At 66.8% G+C, this 18,965-nt stretch carries 13 protein-coding genes and 2 pseudogenes; 2 read left to right on the top strand and 13 right to left on the bottom strand.

Annotated features, from left to right (window positions below):
* Nucleotides 1-198, top strand: a pseudogene (locus tag A5686_RS26370) (enoyl-CoA hydratase); the annotation flags it as partial.
* 158 nt (nucleotides 199-356) lie between these two features.
* On the opposite strand, the gene A5686_RS04305 reads toward A5686_RS26370, so the two are convergent.
* The 9 genes and pseudogenes from A5686_RS04305 to A5686_RS04265 all read right to left on the bottom strand — a co-directional run bounded on the left by A5686_RS04305 (nucleotide 357) and on the right by A5686_RS04265 (nucleotide 15,446).
* Nucleotides 357-1,076, bottom strand: coding sequence for a PaaX family transcriptional regulator C-terminal domain-containing protein (locus tag A5686_RS04305; protein WP_067931461.1), 720 nt, complete (start codon nucleotides 1,074-1,076; stop codon nucleotides 357-359).
* Between the two features lie 2 nt (nucleotides 1,077-1,078).
* Nucleotides 1,079-2,017, bottom strand: a complete 939-nt coding sequence (locus tag A5686_RS04300) for a crotonase/enoyl-CoA hydratase family protein (protein WP_067931459.1) — start codon at nucleotides 2,015-2,017, stop codon at nucleotides 1,079-1,081.
* A complete protein-coding gene (locus tag A5686_RS04295) occupies nucleotides 2,014-3,642 on the bottom strand; it encodes an acyl-CoA dehydrogenase family protein (RefSeq protein WP_067931456.1) in 1,629 nt (542 codons plus the stop codon). Before A5686_RS04295 ends, A5686_RS04300 begins: the two co-directional genes overlap by 4 nt.
* 48 nt (nucleotides 3,643-3,690) lie before the next feature.
* Nucleotides 3,691-3,905, bottom strand: a pseudogene (locus tag A5686_RS04290) (hypothetical protein); the annotation flags it as partial.
* A 57-nt stretch (nucleotides 3,906-3,962) separates the two neighbouring features.
* Entirely contained in the window at nucleotides 3,963-4,718 is a 756-nt protein-coding gene (locus tag A5686_RS04285) for a deoxyribonuclease IV (RefSeq protein WP_067931452.1), read from the bottom strand.
* Nucleotides 4,719-4,865: 147 nt separating this feature from the next.
* On the bottom strand, nucleotides 4,866-8,816 hold the full coding sequence (locus tag A5686_RS04280) for a DNA-directed RNA polymerase subunit beta' (protein WP_067931450.1): 3,951 nt from the start codon (nucleotides 8,814-8,816) through the stop codon (nucleotides 4,866-4,868).
* 59 nt (nucleotides 8,817-8,875) lie between these two features.
* Nucleotides 8,876-12,382: a DNA-directed RNA polymerase subunit beta gene (locus A5686_RS04275; RefSeq protein ID WP_156749931.1), complete on the bottom strand. Its 3,507-nt coding sequence runs from the start codon at nucleotides 12,380-12,382 to the stop codon at nucleotides 8,876-8,878.
* Nucleotides 12,383-12,782: 400 nt separating this feature from the next.
* Entirely contained in the window at nucleotides 12,783-13,793 is a 1,011-nt protein-coding gene (locus A5686_RS04270; RefSeq protein WP_067931446.1) for an ABC transporter ATP-binding protein, read from the bottom strand.
* Between the two features lie 171 nt (nucleotides 13,794-13,964).
* Nucleotides 13,965-15,446: a carotenoid oxygenase family protein gene (locus A5686_RS04265; RefSeq protein WP_067931443.1), complete on the bottom strand. Its 1,482-nt coding sequence runs from the start codon at nucleotides 15,444-15,446 to the stop codon at nucleotides 13,965-13,967.
* 71 nt (nucleotides 15,447-15,517) lie between these two features.
* Between A5686_RS04265 and A5686_RS04260 the strand changes: the two genes are divergently transcribed.
* A complete protein-coding gene (locus A5686_RS04260) occupies nucleotides 15,518-16,201 on the top strand; it encodes a TetR/AcrR family transcriptional regulator (protein WP_067931467.1) in 684 nt (227 codons plus the stop codon).
* Nucleotides 16,202-16,250: 49 nt separating this feature from the next.
* Here the strand turns inward: A5686_RS04260 and rplL are convergent, their stop codons facing one another.
* From rplL to A5686_RS04240, 4 genes are all read right to left on the bottom strand, one after another.
* Nucleotides 16,251-16,646: a 50S ribosomal protein L7/L12 gene (gene rplL, locus A5686_RS04255; protein ID WP_007767831.1), complete on the bottom strand. Its 396-nt coding sequence runs from the start codon at nucleotides 16,644-16,646 to the stop codon at nucleotides 16,251-16,253.
* 45 nt (nucleotides 16,647-16,691) lie between these two features.
* Entirely contained in the window at nucleotides 16,692-17,321 is a 630-nt protein-coding gene (gene rplJ, locus A5686_RS04250; RefSeq protein WP_067931441.1) for a 50S ribosomal protein L10, read from the bottom strand.
* Nucleotides 17,322-17,568: 247 nt separating this feature from the next.
* Nucleotides 17,569-18,009, bottom strand: a complete 441-nt coding sequence (locus A5686_RS04245; RefSeq protein WP_067931439.1) for a DUF1772 domain-containing protein — start codon at nucleotides 18,007-18,009, stop codon at nucleotides 17,569-17,571.
* A gap of 33 nt (nucleotides 18,010-18,042) precedes the next feature.
* A complete protein-coding gene (locus tag A5686_RS04240; RefSeq protein WP_067931436.1) occupies nucleotides 18,043-18,963 on the bottom strand; it encodes an ROK family protein in 921 nt (306 codons plus the stop codon).
* Between the last annotated feature and the right edge of the window lie 2 nt (nucleotides 18,964-18,965).

The raw sequence follows: 18,965 nt of genomic DNA, 5'->3' as shown, positions 1-18,965 counted from the left end.
GCCGCGCTGCACTCGGCGTTCGAGGAGTTCGACCGCGACGACACCGCATCGGTGGCGGTGCTGTGGGGCGATAACGGAACATTCTGCGCCGGAGCGGATTTGAAGGCCTTCGGCACACCCGACGCCAACGCCGTGCATCGCACCGGCCCCGGCCCGATGGGCCCGACGCGGATGGTGCTGTCCAAACCCGTTATCGCCCCACAGCACCGCCACCGATGCGGTGTCGTCGCGGTCGAACTCCTCGAACGCCGAGTGCAGCGCGGCGGCCGTCGGGCCGTTGACCGCATTGCGCGCCGCGGGCCGGTTGATGATGACCGTGGTCACCGGGCCATTGCGCTCGATACGCACCGGATCAGTCATGTCGCCTCCGCAAATAGTGGTTCGCGCCGCCACAGCAGCTCAGCGGCGAAGTCGTGGTAGGCCGCGCGCAACCGGGCGCCGGGCCAGTCGGCCGGCAGCAACTCGTCGGGCAGCACCGGGTCAGTGAGCAGGTGCCGGACCGTCGCCGCGGCCACCAGAAAACGGCCCGGAATGTCTGGCGCCGCGGCCATCTCGTCGAGCAGCCGACGGCCGGCCCGGGCCCATGCGGGCAGGTCCCACAGCTGCGCGGCCAGCTCGGCGGGGTCGTCGTCGCGCGCCCGCAGCACCCTCGCCTGGGCGGTGACCTCGGGGCCGGGCTCCGCGTCGATGTTGTCGGGGCGCATCCACACGCCTTCCCGGAGTTCACCGAAGCGCTTGTCGTGCAGTGTCGACCGCAGTGCCGCGCGGGTGCGCGCGTCCTTCCCGACGCTGGTCACGATGAGCGTGACCCACTCCCCTTGCCAGGGTCGGACCCGCGGGTCGATGGCGTCGTCCTGCCGCCGCTGGCGGGCGAGTAGGCGATCCGAGAGCCGATAGCCGTCGGCGGAGCGAACCAGATCGCCGGCACCGACCATGCGGGTCAGCGCCACCCGCAGCGTCGACTCCTTGATGCCGAAATCGGAAGTGAGCTTTATCAATTCGTTGGCACGAGCGTGTGCGGGATGTGCGCCGAGCAGTACGCTGAGCACCACCGACCGTGCTGTCATATCCGGCATGGCTACACTCCGGATGCGCGACGGCCGTGGTCGCCGAAGGGCTCGTCGCGATGTCGTACCGCTTCCCGGAAACCGTGCTCGGTCGCGTCGGCGACGAAGGCGTGGCCCTCCGGGGTGTGCCGGGCGACGCCGTCGAACACGGTGCTGACCATGCGACTGGTGGCCACGCCCTGTTGCAGCAGCGCCGAATTCAGCGCCAGCTTCACCATGATCAACTGGTTTACGGGTACCGCGGCGATCCGTTCGACCAGCCGCTCGGTGCGCTCGTCGAGATCCTTGGCGTCCGGCGCCTCGACCGCCAGGCCCCATTCGGCGGCCTGCGCGCCGGTGATGCAGTCGCCGGTGAACAGCAGGCGCTTGGCGCGCTGGTCGCCGAGGCGGTGCGCCCACAGGCCCGCCGCCGGGACGCCCCAGACCCGCGTCGGCGGGTAGCCGATCTTGGCGTCGGCGGCCGCGATCACCTGGTCGGCGTGCAGCGCGATGTCCGTGCCCCCGGCCACGCAGTAACCGTGGATCTTGACCACCGTCGGCTTGTCGGCGTGCATCAGGCTGGAGAAGCCACGCACGAACCGGCTCATCATCTGGTAGTCGATCATGGGGTCCCACGGCTGGTCGGGTATGTGGTTGACCGCCTGGGTCTTTCCGCTGAGGACGGTGCCCGCGTAGGCGCCGGTCCCGCCGGCCGAGCTGGTGCGGTCGGCGTACGCGCTCAGGTCGAAACCGGCGCAGAAGCCCTCGCCGCGGCCCGCCACCAGGATCACGTGCACGTTGGGATCCAAATCGGCGCGCTCGACCAACGCCGAGAGCTCCAGCGGGGTGTCCGCGACGATCGCGTTGCCCTTTTCCGGCCGGTTGAAGGTGATCCGGGCGACCCGATCGGTGACCTCGTAGGTCATCGTCTTCAGGTCGTCGAAGTCGACCGGCCTGATCGCGTGGGTCATCCCTTTACCAGAGCACGCTCGAGGATTGGGGCCAGATCCAGGCCGGTGGGCATGGTGCCGTATGCCCCGCCCCACTGGCGGTCGAGACGGGTCGTCAGGAAGGCCTCGGCGACGGCGGGGTGGCCGTGGCGCACCAGCAGCGAGCCCTGCAGCGCCAGGCAGATGTCCTCGGCGACCTTACGGGCCCGGTGCGCGATGGTGTCCAGATCGCCCAGGTCTGCCCGCAGGCGGTCGACGTGAGCGCCCAGTCGCGGGTCGGCCGCGGCGCTCTCGGACAGTTCGGTGAACAGCACCTCGACGCATTCGGGGCGAGTTGCCATGGCGCGCAACGTGTCCAGCGCGCTGACGTTGCCCGAGCCCTCCCAGATGCCCATCAGCGGGGCCTCACGGAACAGTCGCGGCATGCCCGATTCCTCGACGTAACCGTTGCCGCCCAGGCATTCCAGCGCCTCGGCGGCGTGCGGGGTGGCGCGCTTGCACACCCAGTACTTGCTGGCCGCCAAACCGATGCGGCGCAGCAGCGCCTCCTGGTCGTCCCCGCGCAACGCCTTGTCGGTGGCGCCGGCCATCCGCATCGCGACGATGGTGGCGGCCTCGGCCTCCACGGCGAGGTCGGCGAGCACGTTGCGCATCAACGGTTGGTCGATCAGATACGCGCCGAACGCCTTTCGGTGCTGCGCGTGATGGATGGCGCGGGTCAGGCCGGTGCGCATGCTGGTGGCGCTGCCCAGGGTGCAGTCCAGGCGGGTGAGGTTGACCATCTCGATGATGGTGGGGACGCCGCGACCCTCCTCACCGACCAGCCACGCGATGGCACCGTCGTATTCGACCTCGCTGGAGGCATTGGCGTGGTTGCCGAGCTTGTCTTTGAGCCGCTGCAAAAACATTCGGTTGCGCGTGCCGTCGGGCAGCACCCGCGGCAACATGAAGCAGGACAGGCCGCCGGGAGCCTGCGCGAGCACCAGGAAGATGTCGCACATCGGCGCCGAGGTGAACCACTTGTGCCCGGTCAGGCTGTAGCTGCCGTCACCGTTCGGGGTCGCCTGCGTGGTCCCGGCGCGCACGTCGGAACCGCCCTGCTTCTCGGTCATCGACATGCCGGCGGTGATGCCCCGCTTAGTGGTGGCCAGTTTGAGTTCGGGGTCGTATTCACGGCTGGTCAGCAGGGGCTCGTAGACCGCCGCGAGCTCCGGGTTGTAACGCAGCGCGGGGACCACGGCGTAAGTCATCGAGATCGGGCAGGTGTGGCCGGGCTCGACGTTCCAGACCGACATCTTGGCGGCCCGCACCACATGTGCGCCCGGCCGGTCATCGGCCCACGGCGCGGCGTGGATGCCGCCGGCGATCGCCGTGCGCATCAGCTCGTGGTAGGCCGGGTCGTATTCGACCTCGTCGAGGCGATGACCGTATTTGTCGTGCGTGTGCAAAATGGGCCGGTTGCGGTCGGCGAGTTCACCCCACCGCTGGGCCTCGTGGCCGCCTGCGATCGCACCGACCTCGTTCACCTCCTCTGAGCCCCATTCCCCGCCCTCGCGGATCAGTGCCTCGACGAGCACCGCGGACGTTGCGGGGTTGTAGTTCTCCAGCGGAGGAACCTGGTTGGTGACGACATGCGTATCCGACATGCCCTCATGTTACATTTTTACGACAGTTGCACAAGAGGTGTAATACGACTACCGGCGATGAGCCGCGAAGAAGTCCCACAACCGCTGGCTGGCGAAGCTCGGCCATTCATGGCCGCCGCCGTCGATGGTGATGAGAACGACGCCGCGGTCAGCGGTTTGCGGCAGTCGGTCAGCTGCGCGCCGGCCACCGGACCGATCGCGGCGAAGATGTCGGTATCGCAGGCCAGCGTGGAGGACATGATCGCGCCGTTACTCATGCCGGTGCGACCAACAGGAGCGCCCCGAAAAGCGTCACGATCCGACCGGGCATGGGTTGTGGCTCAGCCGCTGGTGTTCTCCCGCAGGAAGGCGATGTCGTCCTTGCGGCCCTCGTCCGCGGTTTCGCAGATCACCGGCGCACCGGCGGCCTCGACCACCGCGACGAGCAGCGCCGGGTCGATCTGGCCGGTGCCGAAGTTGGCGTGCCGGTCGGCACCGGAGCCCGCCGCGTCCCTTGAGTCGTTGCAGTGCACCAGGTCGATGCGTCCGGTCAGGGCCTTGATCCTGTCGACCGCATCGATCAGGGCCTCGCCGGCGGCCCAGGCGTGACAGGTGTCCAGGCAGAAGCCAATTCCCTTGTCGCCGATGTGATCCCACAGTTTGCCGATGGTGTCGAAGTAGCGGGCCATCGCGTGGTCGCCGCCGGCGGTGTTCTCCAGATACACCTGCACGTCTGTCTTGAGGTAGTCCAGCGCTTTGACCCAGCGCTCGAAGCCGGCTTCCATGTCGTCGTCGTCGGCGTGGCCGCCATGCACGATGACCGCCGTCGCGCCGATTTCCGAGGCCGCGTCGCAGGTGTCCTGCAGGATTTTGCGCGACGGGATCCGGATGCGGTTGTTCGCCGAGGCGACGTTGATGAGGTACGGCGCATGGACGTAAATCGGCACGGCCGACGCTTTGAGCGCCTCGGCATCGTCGCGGGGTTTGGGTTTCTTCCAGCTCTGCGGGTTGCCGAGGAAGAACTGCACCACGTCGGCGCCGTCGGCTTGCGCCGCGGCCAGCGGGTCGTCGTTGCGGACGTGTGAACCGATGAGCACGTCGGCCAGTCTAGTTGGGCTGCCTAACCGCCGGCCGAACGTGCGGCTGGCCGCACATTCGAGTCCGAACGTGCGGCTGGACGCACACTCGGCGGCGGGGCACACGAGAAAGCCCCGGGCAAGTGCCCGGGGCTTTCTCGTCGCTGACTAGCGGTAGTCGCTGTAGCCGTAGTCGTCCAGCGGCACCGCGGCACCGGTGGCCTGGCCGAAGTCCGGGCTGTAGTACTGATCCTCGTAGGACGGGATCGTGTACGCGGCCGCCCGGGCCTCCTCGGTGGGCTGCACCTGGATGTTGCGGTACCGGTTGATACCGGTACCGGCCGGGATCAGCTTTCCGATGATCACGTTCTCCTTCAGACCGTTGAGCTTGTCGCTGCGGCAGTTGATGGCCGCATCGGTCAGCACTCGCGTGGTCTCCTGGAACGACGCCGCACTCAGCCACGAGTCGGTGGCCAGCGACGCCTTCGTGATACCCATCAGGACCGGACGTCCGGCGGCGGGCTCGCCGCCCTCGGCCACCACCCGGCGGTTCTCCGCCTCGAACTCCGCACGGTCGATCAGCGAGCCGGGCAGGAACTCCGTCGAGCCCGAGTCGATGATGGTGACGCGGCGCAGCATCTGGCGAACGATCACCTCGATGTGCTTGTCGTGAATGGACACACCCTGAGCGCGGTAGACCTCCTGGACCTCGCGGACCAAGTGGATCTGCACCTCGCGGGGGCCCTGCACGCGCAGCACCTCATGCGGGTCGGCCGAGCCTTCCATCAGCTGCTGGCCCACCTCGACGTGGTCGCCGTCGGACAGCACCCGCTCGGAACCGTCTTCGTGCTTGAACACACGCAGCCGCTGCCGCTTGGAGAGCTTGTCGTACACGACCTCTTCGCTGCCGTCGTCGGGAACGATGGTGATCTTGTAGAAGCGCTCACCGTCCTCGAGACGCACCCGGCCGGTGACGTCGGCGATCGGCGCCTTACCGCGCGGGATGCGGGCCTCGAACAGCTCCTGCACCCGGGGCAGACCGCCGGTGATGTCCTCACCGACACCACCCTGGTGGAAGGTACGCATGGTCAGCTGCGTACCGGGCTCACCGATGGACTGCGCCGCGACGATACCGACGGCCTCGCCGATGTCGACCAGCTTTCCGGTGGCCATGGACCGTCCGTAGCAGGTCGCACACACGCCGGTGCCGGTGGTGCACGTCAGCACCGACCGCACCTTGATGTGCGTTATGCCCGCGGCCAGCAGCGCCTCGATCTCGGGGTCACCCAAGTCCTCGCCACGAGGAACAACGACGTTGCCGGCCTCGTCGACCGCGTCGGCGCCCAGAGTCCGTGCGTACGCCGAGGTTTCGATGTACGGGTCGCGGATCAAGGTGCCGTCCGGCTGACGCTCGGCCAACTCGACGGTGATGCCCCGCTCGGTCTCGCAGTCGTGCTCGCGCACGATGACGTCCTGGCTGACGTCCACCAGACGACGGGTCAGGTAACCCGAGTCGGCGGTACGCAACGCGGTGTCCGCCAGGCCCTTTCGGGCGCCGTGGGTGTTGATGAAGTACTCCAGCACGGTCAGGCCCTCACGGAACGACGACTTGACCGGACGCGGGATGAACTCACCCTTCGGGTTGGTCACCAGACCCTTCATGCCGGCGAGCGTTCGCGTCTGGGTGAAGTTACCCGTGGCACCCGAGTCCACGATCGTGATGATCGGGTTGTCGGCCGGGTAGTGCTCACGCAGCGCCTGACCGACCTCGTCGGTGGCTTCCTTCCAGATCTCCACCAACGCCTCGTTGCGCTCGTCGTGGTTCAAAGCACCACGCTGGAACTGCTTTTCGACCTTCTCGGCCCGCTCCTCGTACTGGTCGAGGATCTCCTTCTTGCGCGGCGGGACGAGCACGTCGGCCATCGAGACCGTGACACCACTGCGGGTTGCCCAGTAGAAACCGGCGTCCTTGAGCTTGTCCACGGTCTGCGCGACGACGATCATCGGGTAGCGCTCGGCCAGATCGTTGATGATCGAAGCCTGGACCTTCTTGTGCATCTGCTTGTTCACGAACGGATAGCCGACCGGCAGCAACTCGTTGAAAAGCACACGGCCCAAGGTGGTCTCAGCCATCCAGGCGTCGCCCGGCTGCCAGCCGTTGGCGCCGAAAAGCTCGGCCTCGATCTCGGCGGGCGGACGCAACTGGGTCAGCCGCACCTTGATCTTGGCCCGCACCGATAGCACGCCACGGTCGGACGCCATGATCGCCTCGGCCGGCGAGGAGTAAACCCCGACCTCGGGCTCGTCCTTGGCGGCCGCCTTGAATTCGCCCTTGTCCCCGTCCACCTCGGTGGTCAGGTAGTACAGACCGGTCACCATGTCCAGACGCGGCATGGCCAGCGGACGGCCGGACGCGGGCGACAGGATGTTGTTACTCGACAGCATCAAAATGCGGGCCTCGGCCTGCGCCTCGGCGCTCAGCGGTAAGTGCACCGCCATCTGGTCGCCGTCGAAGTCGGCGTTGAACGCCTCACACACCAGCGGGTGCAGCTGGATTGCCTTGCCTTCCACCAGCATTGGCTCGAAGGCCTGGATACCCAGCCGGTGCAGCGTCGGTGCGCGGTTCAGCAGCACCGGGTGCTCGGCGATGACCTCTTCGAGGACATCCCACACCTGGGGACGCTGACGCTCCACCATGCGCTTGGCGCTCTTGATGTTCTGCGCGTGGTTGAGGTCGACCAGCCGCTTCATCACGAACGGCTTGAACAGCTCCAGCGCCATCAGCTTGGGCAGACCGCACTGGTGCAGCTTGAGCTGCGGACCGACCACGATGACGCTGCGGCCCGAGTAGTCGACACGCTTACCGAGCAGGTTCTGGCGGAACCGGCCCTGCTTACCCTTGAGCAGATCCGACAGCGACTTCAGCGGACGGTTACCCGGTCCGGTGACCGGGCGGCCGCGACGGCCGTTGTCGAACAGCGCGTCCACGGACTCCTGCAACATCCGCTTCTCGTTGTTGACGATGATCTCGGGCGCACCGAGGTCGATCAGCCTCTTGAGGCGGTTGTTGCGGTTGATCACGCGGCGGTACAGGTCGTTCAGGTCGCTGGTGGCGAACCGGCCACCGTCGAGCTGCACCATCGGGCGCAGTTCCGGCGGAATCACCGGGACGGCGTCGAGCACCATCCCCATCGGGGAGTTGCCCGACTGTTGGAAGGCAGCGACCACCTTGAGTCGCTTGAGCGCGCGAAGCTTCTTCTGCCCCTTGCCGTTCCGGATGACGTCCCGCAGGATCTCGGCCTCGGCGTCGATGTCGAAGTTCTCGATCAGCTTCTGGATCGACTCCGCACCCATGGCGCCGGTGAAGTACTCACCGAAGCGGTCGATCAGCTCGCGGTAGAGGTTCTCGTCGACGATCAGCTGCTTGGGAGCCAGCTTGGTGAAGGTCGTCCAGATCTCCTCGAGCCGGTCCAGCTCACGCTGGGCCCGATCCCGCAGCTGACGCATCTCACGCTCGCCGCCGTCGCGAACCTTGCGGCGCGCGTCGGCTTTGGCACCCTCGGCCTCCAGTTCGGCCAGGTCGGCCTCGAGCTTCTGGGCACGGGCCTCCAGGTCGGCGTCGCGCTGGTCCTCAATGGCCTTGCGCTCCACCATCATTTCGGCCTCGAGCGTCGAGAGCTCGTTGTGGCGCATCTCCTCGTCGACCGAGGTGATGACGTAGGCAGCGAAGTAGATGATCTTCTCGAGATCCTTCGGCGCCAGGTCGAGCAGATACCCCAGGCGCGACGGCACGCCCTTGAAGTACCAGATGTGCGTAACGGGCGCGGCCAACTCGATGTGGCCCATCCGCTCGCGACGCACCTTGGCGCGCGTCACCTCGACGCCGCAGCGCTCACAGATGATGCCCTTGAACCGGACTCGCTTGTACTTGCCGCAGTAGCACTCCCAGTCGCGAGTCGGTCCGAAGATCTTCTCGCAGAACAGGCCGTCCTTCTCCGGCTTCAGCGTGCGGTAGTTGATCGTCTCCGGCTTCTTGACCTCGCCGTAAGACCATTGCCTGATGTCCTCCGCGGTGGCCAGGCCGATACGGAGTTCATCGAAGAAGTTGACGTCGAGCACGTAACTCCCTTTCCCCTTGCGGGTTTAGTAACTGAAAAAACGCTTTGCGTGGAGTCAAGCTAGGCCAGGTCCTCGACGGACGCGGATTCGTTGCGGGACAAGTTGATCCCCAGATTCGCCGCCGCCCGCTCGAGGTCCTCGTCCTCGCCTTCGCGCAGCTCGATGGCCGCACCATCGCTGGACAGCACCTCGACGTTGAGGCAGAGCGACTGCAGCTCCTTGAGCAACACCTTGAAGGACTCGGGGATGCCCGGCTCCGGGATGTTCTCGCCCTTGACGATCGCTTCGTACACCTTGACCCGACCGACGGTGTCGTCGGACTTGATGGTCAGCAGCTCCTGCAGCGTGTACGCGGCACCGTAGGCCTGCATGGCCCAGCACTCCATTTCACCGAAGCGCTGGCCACCGAACTGCGCCTTACCACCCAGCGGCTGCTGCGTGATCATCGAGTACGGGCCGGTGGAACGGGCGTGGATCTTGTCGTCCACCAGGTGGTGCAGCTTCATGATGTACATGTAGCCAACGGTCACCGGGTACGGGAACGGCTCACCGCTGCGGCCGTCGAACAGCACCGCCTTGCCGTCGCCGTCGACCATGACCTCGCCGTCACGGTTTGGCAGCGTGCACGACAACATGCCGGCCAGCTCCTCCTCCTTGGCGCCATCGAACACCGGAGTCGACACGATCTGGTTCGGCTGCGCGTGCCGCAGCTCCTCGGGCAGGCTGGCCGCCCAGTCGGGTGAACCGTCGATGTTCCAGCCGGACTTGGCCACCCAACCCAGGTGCGTTTCCAAGATCTGGCCGATGTTCATCCGTCGCGGCACACCGTGGGTGTTCAGGATGATGTCCACCGGGGTGCCGTCCGGCAGGAACGGCATGTCCTCGGCCGGCAGGATCTTGCCGATGACGCCCTTGTTGCCGTGGCGTCCGGCGAGCTTGTCGCCGTCGGAGATCTTGCGCTTCTGGGCCACGTAGACGCGCACCAACTCGTTGACCCCGGCCGGCAGCTCGTCGTCGTCCTCGCGGGAGAACACCCGGATGCCGATGACCTTGCCGGACTCGCCGTGCGGCACCTTCAATGAGGTGTCGCGAACCTCGCGGGCCTTCTCACCGAAGATCGCGCGCAGCAGCCGCTCCTCCGGCGTCAGCTCGGTCTCACCCTTCGGGGTGACCTTGCCGACCAGGATGTCGCCGTCGCGAACCTCGGCACCGATGCGCACGATGCCGCGCTCGTCCAGGTCGGCCAGCACCTCGTCGGAGACGTTCGGGATGTCCCGGGTGATCTCCTCGGCGCCCAACTTGGTGTCGCGGGCGTCGATTTCGTGCTCCTCGATGTGGATGGAGGTGAGCACGTCCTCCTCGACCAGCCGGTTGGAGAGGATGATCGCGTCCTCGTAGTTGTGGCCTTCCCACGGCATGATCGCCACGAGCAGGTTCTTGCCCAGCGCCATCTCACCGTTCTCGGTGCAGGGACCGTCGGCGATGACCTGGCCGGCCTCCACCCGCTCGCCGGCGTCGACGATCGGCGACTGGTTGGCACAGGTTCCGTGGTTGGACCGCTCGAACTTGCGCATCCGGTAGGTGTGCCGGGTGCCGTCGTCAGCCATAACGGTGATGTAGTCGGCGGAGACCTCCTCGATCACCCCGCCCTTGTCGGCCACGACCACGTCGCCGGCATCGATCGCCGCGCGCAGCTCCATACCGGTACCCACCAGCGGCGCCTCGCTGCGCACCAGCGGAACCGCCTGGCGCTGCATGTTGGCGCCCATCAGGGCACGGTTGGCGTCGTCGTGCTCGAGGAACGGGATCATGGCCGTGGCCACCGACACCATCTGGCGCGGCGACACGTCCATGTAGTCCACCTCGGACGAGGGCACGTACTCGACCTCGCCCGCCTTCCGGCGGACCAGGACGCGGGACTCTTCGAACCGTCCCCTGGCGTCGATCGGCGAGTTGGCCTGCGCCACGACGTGGCGGTCCTCCTCGTCGGCGGTCAGGTAGTGGATCTCGTCGCTGATCACACCGTCGACAACCTTGCGGTACGGCGTCTCGATGAACCCGAACGGGTTGACCCGCGCGTAAGTCGCCAGCGAGCCGATCAGACCGATGTTGGGACCCTCCGGGGTCTCGATCGGGCACATCCGGCCGTAATGGCTGGGGTGGACGTCACGGACCTCCAGGCCGGCACGCTCACGGGACAGACCTCCGGGGCCCAGCGCCGAGAGGCGACGCTTGTGGGTCAGCCCGGACAGCGGGTTGTTCTGGTCCATGAACTGCGACAGCTGGCTGGTGCCGAAGAACTCCTTGATCGCGGCGACGACCGGCCGGATGTTGATCAGGGTCTGCGGCGTGATGGCCTCGACGTCCTGGGTGGTCATCCGCTCCCGGACCACGCGCTCCATCCGGGACATGCCGACCCGGATCTGGTTCTGGATCAGTTCACCCACGGTGCGCAGGCGGCGGTTGCCGAAGTGGTCGATGTCGTCGGTCTCCACCGGCACCTCGACGCCACCGGGAACCGTCATCGTCGACTGGCCCTCGTGCAGGCGCACCAGGTATTCGATGGTGGCGACGACGTCTTCCTCGGTCAGCGTCGACGACGTGATCGGCTCGCCCGCATGCAGGCCGAGCTTCTTGTTGACCTTGTAGCGGCCGACGCGAGCCAGGTCGTATCGCTTCTCCTTGAAGAACAGGTTCTCCAGCAGGGTCTGCGCGGACTCCTTGGTCGGCGGCTCGCCCGGACGCAGCTTGCGGTAGATGTCCAGCAGCGCCTCGTCGGTGCCGGCGGTGTTGTCCTTCTCCAACGTCGACATCATGATCTCGGAGAAACCGAACCGCTCCGTGATCTGCTCGCTGGTCCAGCCCAGCGCCTTGAGCAGCACCGTGACGGGCTGGCGGCGCTTGCGGTCGATGCGGACGCCGACGGTGTCGCGCTTGTCGACGTCGAACTCCAGCCAGGCGCCCCGGCTCGGGATCACCTTGACGCTGTGCAACAGCTTCTCGGTCGACTTGTCGATGGTCTCGTCGAAATACACACCGGGCGAGCGGACCAGCTGGCTGACCACGACACGCTCGGTGCCGTTGATGATGAAGGTGCCCTTCTCGGTCATCATCGGGAAGTCACCCATGAACACCGTCTGGCTCTTGATCTCGCCGGTGTTGTTGTTGATGAACTCGGCCGTGACGAACAGCGGGGCCGCGTACGTCATGTCCTTGTCTTTGCACTCGTCGACCGGCGCCTTGACCTCGTCGAAACGCGGGTCAGAGAACGACAGCGACATCGAGCCGGAGAAATCCTCGATCGGCGAAAGCTCGTAGAGCACCTCTTCCAGGCCACCCACCGGAGTCACATCCCCGCGCGCGGCGGCGGCCTCACGCCACCGCGGCGCGCCGATCAACCACTCGAAGGAGTCGATCTGCACGTCAAGCAGACCCGGAACCTCGAGCGGTTCGCGGAGCTTGGCGAAGGAAACTCGGTTAGGGGCTCCAGGCACGGAGCCGTTTGAGGAACTTCCGTTAGAGGAACTTTGTGGGCGATCCGTCTTGCTCTGGCGGAAATCTGCCAAGATGCATCCTTCCAGCACCTCGTGCGACTCACGAAGACCGGGACCACCGGCCAGCTCGCCGCGAATTGTGTCGGTTCGGCCGGCAGACGATCTGTCCGGATCTCACGCGCAACCAGAACTAAGCCGCTCAAGGGGCTCAGGCTTGGACCACGGTGTCAGGTGGCGGGTGAGGTGGGCAGGAGGTAGCCAGCGCAACGTCCAACAATAGCGCAGGACGGCGCATTCCTCAACTTCCCAGCATTAGCAATCCAGGGACATCGGCGCTGGCTGGCGATCTCGACTTCCCTTGGGCCATTCAGGTACATGCTGCCCAACAGACTGGCCAATTTATGGCCCGTCGTCAAGAGGGCGGGCCGGGAGTGTTACGCGGAGTTATCGCGAAACGCGCCGGCACCGCGCCCTAGTCGCCGACCTCGTGCGCCCGATACTTGTGGGTGCCTTCCATGTCGTCGATGATGGCGGCTTGCGCCTTCTGCGGCAGGGTATGCAGGATGTCGCGCACCCGCGCCTGGCGCCGGGCGACGGCCTTGCGCTCCGGCATGCCCGGCGACGCGACGATCTGCGGGGGCACACCCTCGATCTCCTCGACACCGCCGGCATGCTGTCCGGCGTCCAGTGCGGCCTGCTCTTCGGCCATGGTCGCCTCGTCCTTTTCTTCGGACATGCCGATCGGTCCGATCCGGCGACCGTTGAGGAACTGCCGCACGACGGGCTCGTCGCTGGTCAGCAGCACCTCGCGCGGGCCGAACATGACCAGCTTGCGGCGGAACAGCATGCCCATGTTGTCCGGCACGGTGCGGGCGATGTTGATGTTGTGCGTGACGATCAGCACCGTGGCGTCGATCTGGGCGTTGATGTCGAGGATCAGCTGGCTCAGGTAGGCGGTGCGGACCGGGTCCAGACCGGAGTCGGGCTCGTCGCAGAGGATGATCTGTGGGTCCATCACCAGGGCGCGGGCCAGGCTGGCGCGCTTGCGCATACCGCCGGAGATCTCTCCCGGAAACTTCTTCTCGTCGCCACCGAGACCGACCAGGGTCAGCTTCTCCATGACGATGTCACGGATCTCGCTTTCCTTCTTCTTGGTGTGCTCGCGCAGCGGGAACGCCGCGTTGTCGAACAAATTCATTGATCCGAACAGGGCGCCATCCTGGAACATCACGCCGAACAGCGTGCGGATCTCGTAGAGCTCCTTAGCCGTGCACTGCAGAATGTCGGTGCCGTCGATGACGACCGAGCCGCGCTCGGGCCGCAACAAACCGATCAGGGACTTCAGGAAAACCGATTTGCCGGTACCTGATGGTCCCAGTAGAACGCTGACTTCCCCGGCGGGGATTTCCAGCGTCACGTCTTCCCAGATTCTCGAGGAGCCGAAGGACTTCGTCAGTCCGTTCACCTCGATAGCGACGCCCATGGGAAATCCTTCCGTCGACAGTCGTGCCCGCCACCTGCCCTTTTATGTGGCATGAGTCACTGTAGCGCACGGTTGCCACACGGCATCAGGGATGCGGACGACAGCGGGCAAAATTGGCCGTCTTGAGACCACCCGCAAAGCCCGCACCGCATGACTTATTTGACGCACGTGTTAGCCAGCGGGCGCCCAGTTGCCGTGGAACCCCATGGGCACCCGCTGGGGCAGATGGACGGTGGCCACCTGCTCGAGCGTCTGCGCGTCTAGCAAAACCAATTGGCCTTCGTCGCTGTCGCGGTGATAGCCGAAGCCCATCAGGATGCCGTCGTCCTCGGCGCGGGCCGACGGGTTGGGCACAAAGGACATCTCGCCGAGTAAAAGGCCGGCATCGAGGGCCGCGACCTCGCGCGAGCCCGTCGCATAGTCGTGTTTGAACAGCCCTGCTCCCCCGCCGGCGAATTGCGCGCCGACGGTGTAGCCGAACCGGTGCGGTCCACCCAGCAACTCCTCGTTGATCCGCGGGAACTCCTGCGGCTGATCGTCACGCCGTTCGGTGCGGACCGCACCGGTGGTCAGGTTGATGGTCCAGCGGTCCAGCATCGGGGTGCTCTCTCCCGGGCCGCGCAGGTCGCGGTCGAACATGCGCGCATAACGCACCACGTCGAGCACCAAAACCTCTGCGTCACCGCGCATCTCGGAGTAGGCGTTGAGCGGGTGATAGACGTAACAGGGCTCGATGTCGAACCAGCGCACGTCCGTGTTTTCGCCCTCGCGTGGCATCACCCCGATGCGCGCCGGGTAGTTCGGGTTCCAGGCATAGGGCATCCGGTCGGAGTGCCGGGCGTCGCGGTTCATCCTGGCGTTGATCGGGCTCGGCACCCGCACCCGTCCGATCAGCGACTGCAGCACCAGACGGGCCGGCAACGCCAGCCAGGGCGGCACGTTGCGGGGCAGCACCTGCGCCGGATCGAAGGTCACCGGCAGGTCGTAGATCACGACGTACTTGTCGGTCAGCGAGAAGTCATGCATCATCGGCGAACCGCCGACCTCGATGTCGACCGTGCGGCGGGCGCGGCCGGTGACATCGATCACCGAATACTGCACGGTTCGTCCACGGGCGAACGAGTAAGAAACCGCGTGCAGTTCGCCGGAGCGCGGGTCGCGGTGCGGGTGGGCGGTGTAGCCGCCCGCCAGCGTGCCGTCGAAGTCGCACGTGCCGATTGTGTCCAGCTCCTCGGTGAGCTCGTAGTTGGCGACCCCGCCCTCGATTAACGCCAGGGTCCGTCCGGCGTGGCTCAACGCGTTGGTGTTGGCCCCCAGGTTCAGCATTCCGGCGCGCGGGTCGAGCCGGCCGGGCGCCGGCTCGCCGAGCGTGCGGCACACCCTCGGGCTGCGCACCCAGCGATTGCGATACCAGCGCGCCTGCCCGTCGCGCAGCGCTACCCCGTGCACCATGCCGTCACCGCTGAACCAGTGGTACACGGCCGGGTCCACCTCGGCGGCCGGGTTGGGCCCGTTGCGCAGGTAGCGGCCGTCGAGGTGTTCGGGGATGCGCCCGGTGACGCGCAGATCGTGCGCGGTGACTTCCGCGCGAACCGGCGCCATGAAGTCCTCGAGGTACGGGTTGCCAAGCTTGGCGCTTGTCGCGGTCGTCATCTCTGAACTCCTATAACATTGTTATTTCGGCGTTATTGGCACGCTACGCTCCCGATGGGAAGATGGCAACGATGACTTCAGACGTTCAGCGCAGCGTCCACGACGAGATGCTGCACGCGGCGGTCGGCCTGCTCGACGAGCACGGGCCCGACGCCCTGCAGACGCGCAAGGTGGCCGGCGCTGCGGGCACCTCCACGATGGCCGTGTACACCCACTTCGGCGGGATGCGGGGGCTGATCGCCGAGGTGGCCGAGGAGGGTCTTCGGCAGTTCGACGCCGCACTGACGCTGCCGCAGACCGCCGATCCCGTCACCGACCTTTTCGTCATCGGCGCGGCGTACCGCCGCTACGCCATCCGGCGCCCGCACATGTATCGGCTGATGTTCGGCAGCACCAGTGCGCACGGCATCAACGCGCCCGCGCACAACGTCCTGACGCTGACGGTCGCAGAGATCGAGCGGCGCTACCCCAGCTTCGCGCATGTGGTGCGCGGGGTGCACCGATGCATGCTGGCCGGCCGGATCAAACCGGCGGGATCCGTGAAGGACGGCGTCGACGATGCGTCCGTCGTGGCCACCGCGGCCCAGTTCTGGGCGTTGATCCACGGGTTCGTCATGCTGGAACTGGCCGGCTATTACGGCACCGACGGCGCCGCCGTCGCGCCGGTACTCACTGCGATGTATTCGAATCTGCTCGTGGCGCTCGGTGATTCAGCGGATCGGGTGAACGCGTCCGTGCGGTCGGCCAGGCGCTGAATGCGCGAAACCCCCGAGACGGCGATCCCGGGGGTTTGCACGCAGTGACCTACTTGACGGTGACGGTGGCGCCGGCGGCCTCGAGCTTGGTCTTGGCCTCGTCGGCGGCCTCCTTGGCCACCTTCTCCAGCAGCGGCTTGGGAGCGCCGTCGACCAGGTCCTTGGCCTCCTTGAGGCCCAGGCCGGAGACGATCTCGCGGACCACCTTGATGACACCGATCTTCTTGTCACCGGCGGCCTCGAGGATCACGTCGAACTCCGACTGCTCCTCGGCGGCCTCGGCGGGTGCGCCACCGGCGGCGCCACCACCGGCGGCGGCAACGGCGACCGGGGCGGCCGCGGTGACCTCGAAGGTCTCCTCGAACTTCTTCACGAAGTCGGAGAGCTCCAGCAGGGTCATCTCCTTGAAAGCGTCGAGCAGGTCGTCGGTAGACATCTTTGCCATGGGTACGGGTCCTTCCTTGTTTTTCCTAGGTTCCGGGCTTGGTTGTTATTCGGCTTCGGCCGGGGTTTCCGGCGCCGCGGCGGGCCTTTCCGAAGCGGGTTCTGAGGTGGCCTCCGCAGCGGCCGCGGGCTCTGCGGCGGCGGCGGGAGCCGCCGGAGCTTCTGCGGCCTTCTTCTCTTGCAGGGCGGCCGCGAGCCGGGCGAACTGCGACGCCGGAGCGTTGAACAGCCCGGCTGCCTTGGCGAGGTTGCCCTTCATCGCCCCCGCCAGCTTGGCCAGCAGCACCTCGCGCGACTCGAGGTCGGCGATGCGCTCGACTTCGGCGACCGTCAAAGCACGGCCGTCCATGTAACCGCCTTTGATGACCAGCGCCTTGTGTTCCTTGGCGAAGGTCTTGATGGCCTTGGCGGCGTCGACCGCTTCCCCGGTGACGAATGCGATGGCCGTCGGGCCTACGAACAACTCATCGAGCCCCTCGACCCCGGCCTCCGAGGCAGCGCGCTTGACCAGCGTGTTCTTGGCCACCGAGTAGGTGGCCGCGCCGCCCAGCGAGCGCCGCAGTTCGGCCAGGTTGGCCACGGTCAGACCGCGGTACTCCGTGATAAGGGTGGCGGTCGATTCCTTGAACTGCTCGGCGATGTCTGCAACGGCGGTGGCCTTGTCAGCCCTGGCCATGCCTACCTCCTGAAGTGAAAGTCAATGCGACGTGTCGTCTCGATCCCCCGGAGAACGACGAACGCCCCGGCGCAGAAGCGGCCGGGGCGTGAAAGACGCCGGCGCGAGCCGGCGCTGAGTGCCTCGTCCTCCTGCGTGGGCCGCCGGGATGCTCCCGGACCTTCAACCGATTGCTCGGTGACCGACGGTCTTCGGTGGATCGGCTAACAGAATAGCCTGACCGGCGCGGTCGGCCAAAACGGCGGCCTCAGGTGACGGCGAGGGCCAGCAGAGCAAACACCGCCAGCAGCAGGATCACCCGGGCCCGGTGCCGTCGATCCCAGCGGGCGGCGAGTTCGCGCGAGAGCTCACCGGTGCCCGGCCATTTCGCGATGCGATTGTTGATCGGCACCAGCAGGGTCACCGTCAGCAGTATCACCGCGACCATCAAGGCGGCGGCGATCCCGCACAGCCAGTCGCGCTGCTCGCCGCGCTCCTGGATGGCGAGGGAGGCCACCAGCAGCAGGACGACGGCATACCAGAACGGCATCGTCGTGCCCAGTGCTCGGGCGGCACCGGCGCGGGCCGCGCGGAACCCGTCGTCGGGCAGCCGGGCGATGAGCGGGTTGAAGAAGACCGCGACCGCCAGCTCCACGCCGACCATCAGCCCGGTGATCACGACCGCGAGCGCGTCGATGCTGTTGTTCATGGCAACGACCTTGGCATGAAGCACCGCAGCGGGTCAGCTGAGGCCGGCGAGCCTCGCCGCGCCGATCAGACCCGCGTCAGCGCCGAGTGCGCCCGGCACCACCCGCAACCCGACTAAGAAATCCAGGCCGGCGTATTCGGTGAGCTTCGCCCGCAGCGGGTCGAAGAGCAGCGACCCGGCTTGGGCGACGCCTCCCCCGATCACCACGAGATCCAGATCGCACACCGCGCCGACCGAGGCGATCATCGCGGCGAGCGCGTTGGCGCCCCGGTCGAATGTCTGCTGGGCCAGCGGGTCGCCGGCCGCCGCCGAGGTGGCCAGCTCGCGGGCGCCGGCGCCGGGCGGCGCGGACCAGCCGTTCTCGCGGGCCCTTCGCACCAGCCAGGGCCCGGACGCGACGGTCTCCACGCAACCGTGACCGCCGCAGGTGCAGGGCCGGCCGTCCAGCTCGACCACCACGTGCCCGACATGACCGGCGTTGCCGGTGCGCCCCGAGTAGGGGACGCCGTCGAGCACCAGTCCACCGCCCACCCCGGTGGAGACCACCATGCCCAGCAGGAACCGGGTGTGAGGGCCCGCGTTTTTTCCCGCCCCGATCCAGTGCTCGCCCACGGCCATACAGACGCCGTCACCGGCGAGCACCACCGGCAATCCGGGCACCGCCGCGGCGACCTTGTCGCGCAACGGGAAACGATCCCAGCTGGGTATGTTGATCGGACTGACGGCTCCGCTGCGCAGATCGATCGGCCCGGCCGACGCGATCCCGACGGCGCCGACCGGGGCGTCCGCGGCCTGCAGCGCGTCGGTGATCATCGCTTCGACGACGGCCCAAACGTCGACGGCGGCGGAAGTGATCGGAGTGGGGCGGGTGGCGGTATACACCAGCTTTCCACCGGAATCCACCAGCGCAACAGCGATTTTGGTGCCGCCGATATCCAGGCAGAGGCGCAGCATTG

The sequence above is a fragment of the Mycobacterium sp. E2479 genome, from assembly GCF_001667925.1.
In the GTDB taxonomy this organism is placed as follows: Bacteria; Actinomycetota; Actinomycetes; order Mycobacteriales; family Mycobacteriaceae; genus Mycobacterium.
This window is presented reverse-complemented; position numbering and strand designations above follow the sequence as displayed.

Coding starts and splice junctions, on each gene's coding strand:
- A5686_RS04300 (WP_067931459.1), bottom strand. CDS start 2,017: ATGACCCACGCGATCAGGCCGGTCGACTTCGACGACCTGAAGACGATG.
- A5686_RS04240 (WP_067931436.1), bottom strand. CDS start 18,963: ATGCTGCGCCTCTGCCTGGATATCGGCGGCACCAAAATCGCTGTTGCG.
- A5686_RS04260 (WP_067931467.1), top strand. CDS start 15,518: ATGACTTCAGACGTTCAGCGCAGCGTCCACGACGAGATGCTGCACGCG.
- A5686_RS04270 (WP_067931446.1), bottom strand. CDS start 13,793: ATGGGCGTCGCTATCGAGGTGAACGGACTGACGAAGTCCTTCGGCTCC.
- A5686_RS04265 (WP_067931443.1), bottom strand. CDS start 15,446: ATGACGACCGCGACAAGCGCCAAGCTTGGCAACCCGTACCTCGAGGAC.
- A5686_RS04305 (WP_067931461.1), bottom strand. CDS start 1,076: ATGCCGGATATGACAGCACGGTCGGTGGTGCTCAGCGTACTGCTCGGC.
- rplJ (WP_067931441.1), bottom strand. CDS start 17,321: ATGGCCAGGGCTGACAAGGCCACCGCCGTTGCAGACATCGCCGAGCAG.
- A5686_RS04245 (WP_067931439.1), bottom strand. CDS start 18,009: ATGAACAACAGCATCGACGCGCTCGCGGTCGTGATCACCGGGCTGATG.
- A5686_RS04295 (WP_067931456.1), bottom strand. CDS start 3,642: ATGTCGGATACGCATGTCGTCACCAACCAGGTTCCTCCGCTGGAGAAC.
- rplL (WP_007767831.1), bottom strand. CDS start 16,646: ATGGCAAAGATGTCTACCGACGACCTGCTCGACGCTTTCAAGGAGATG.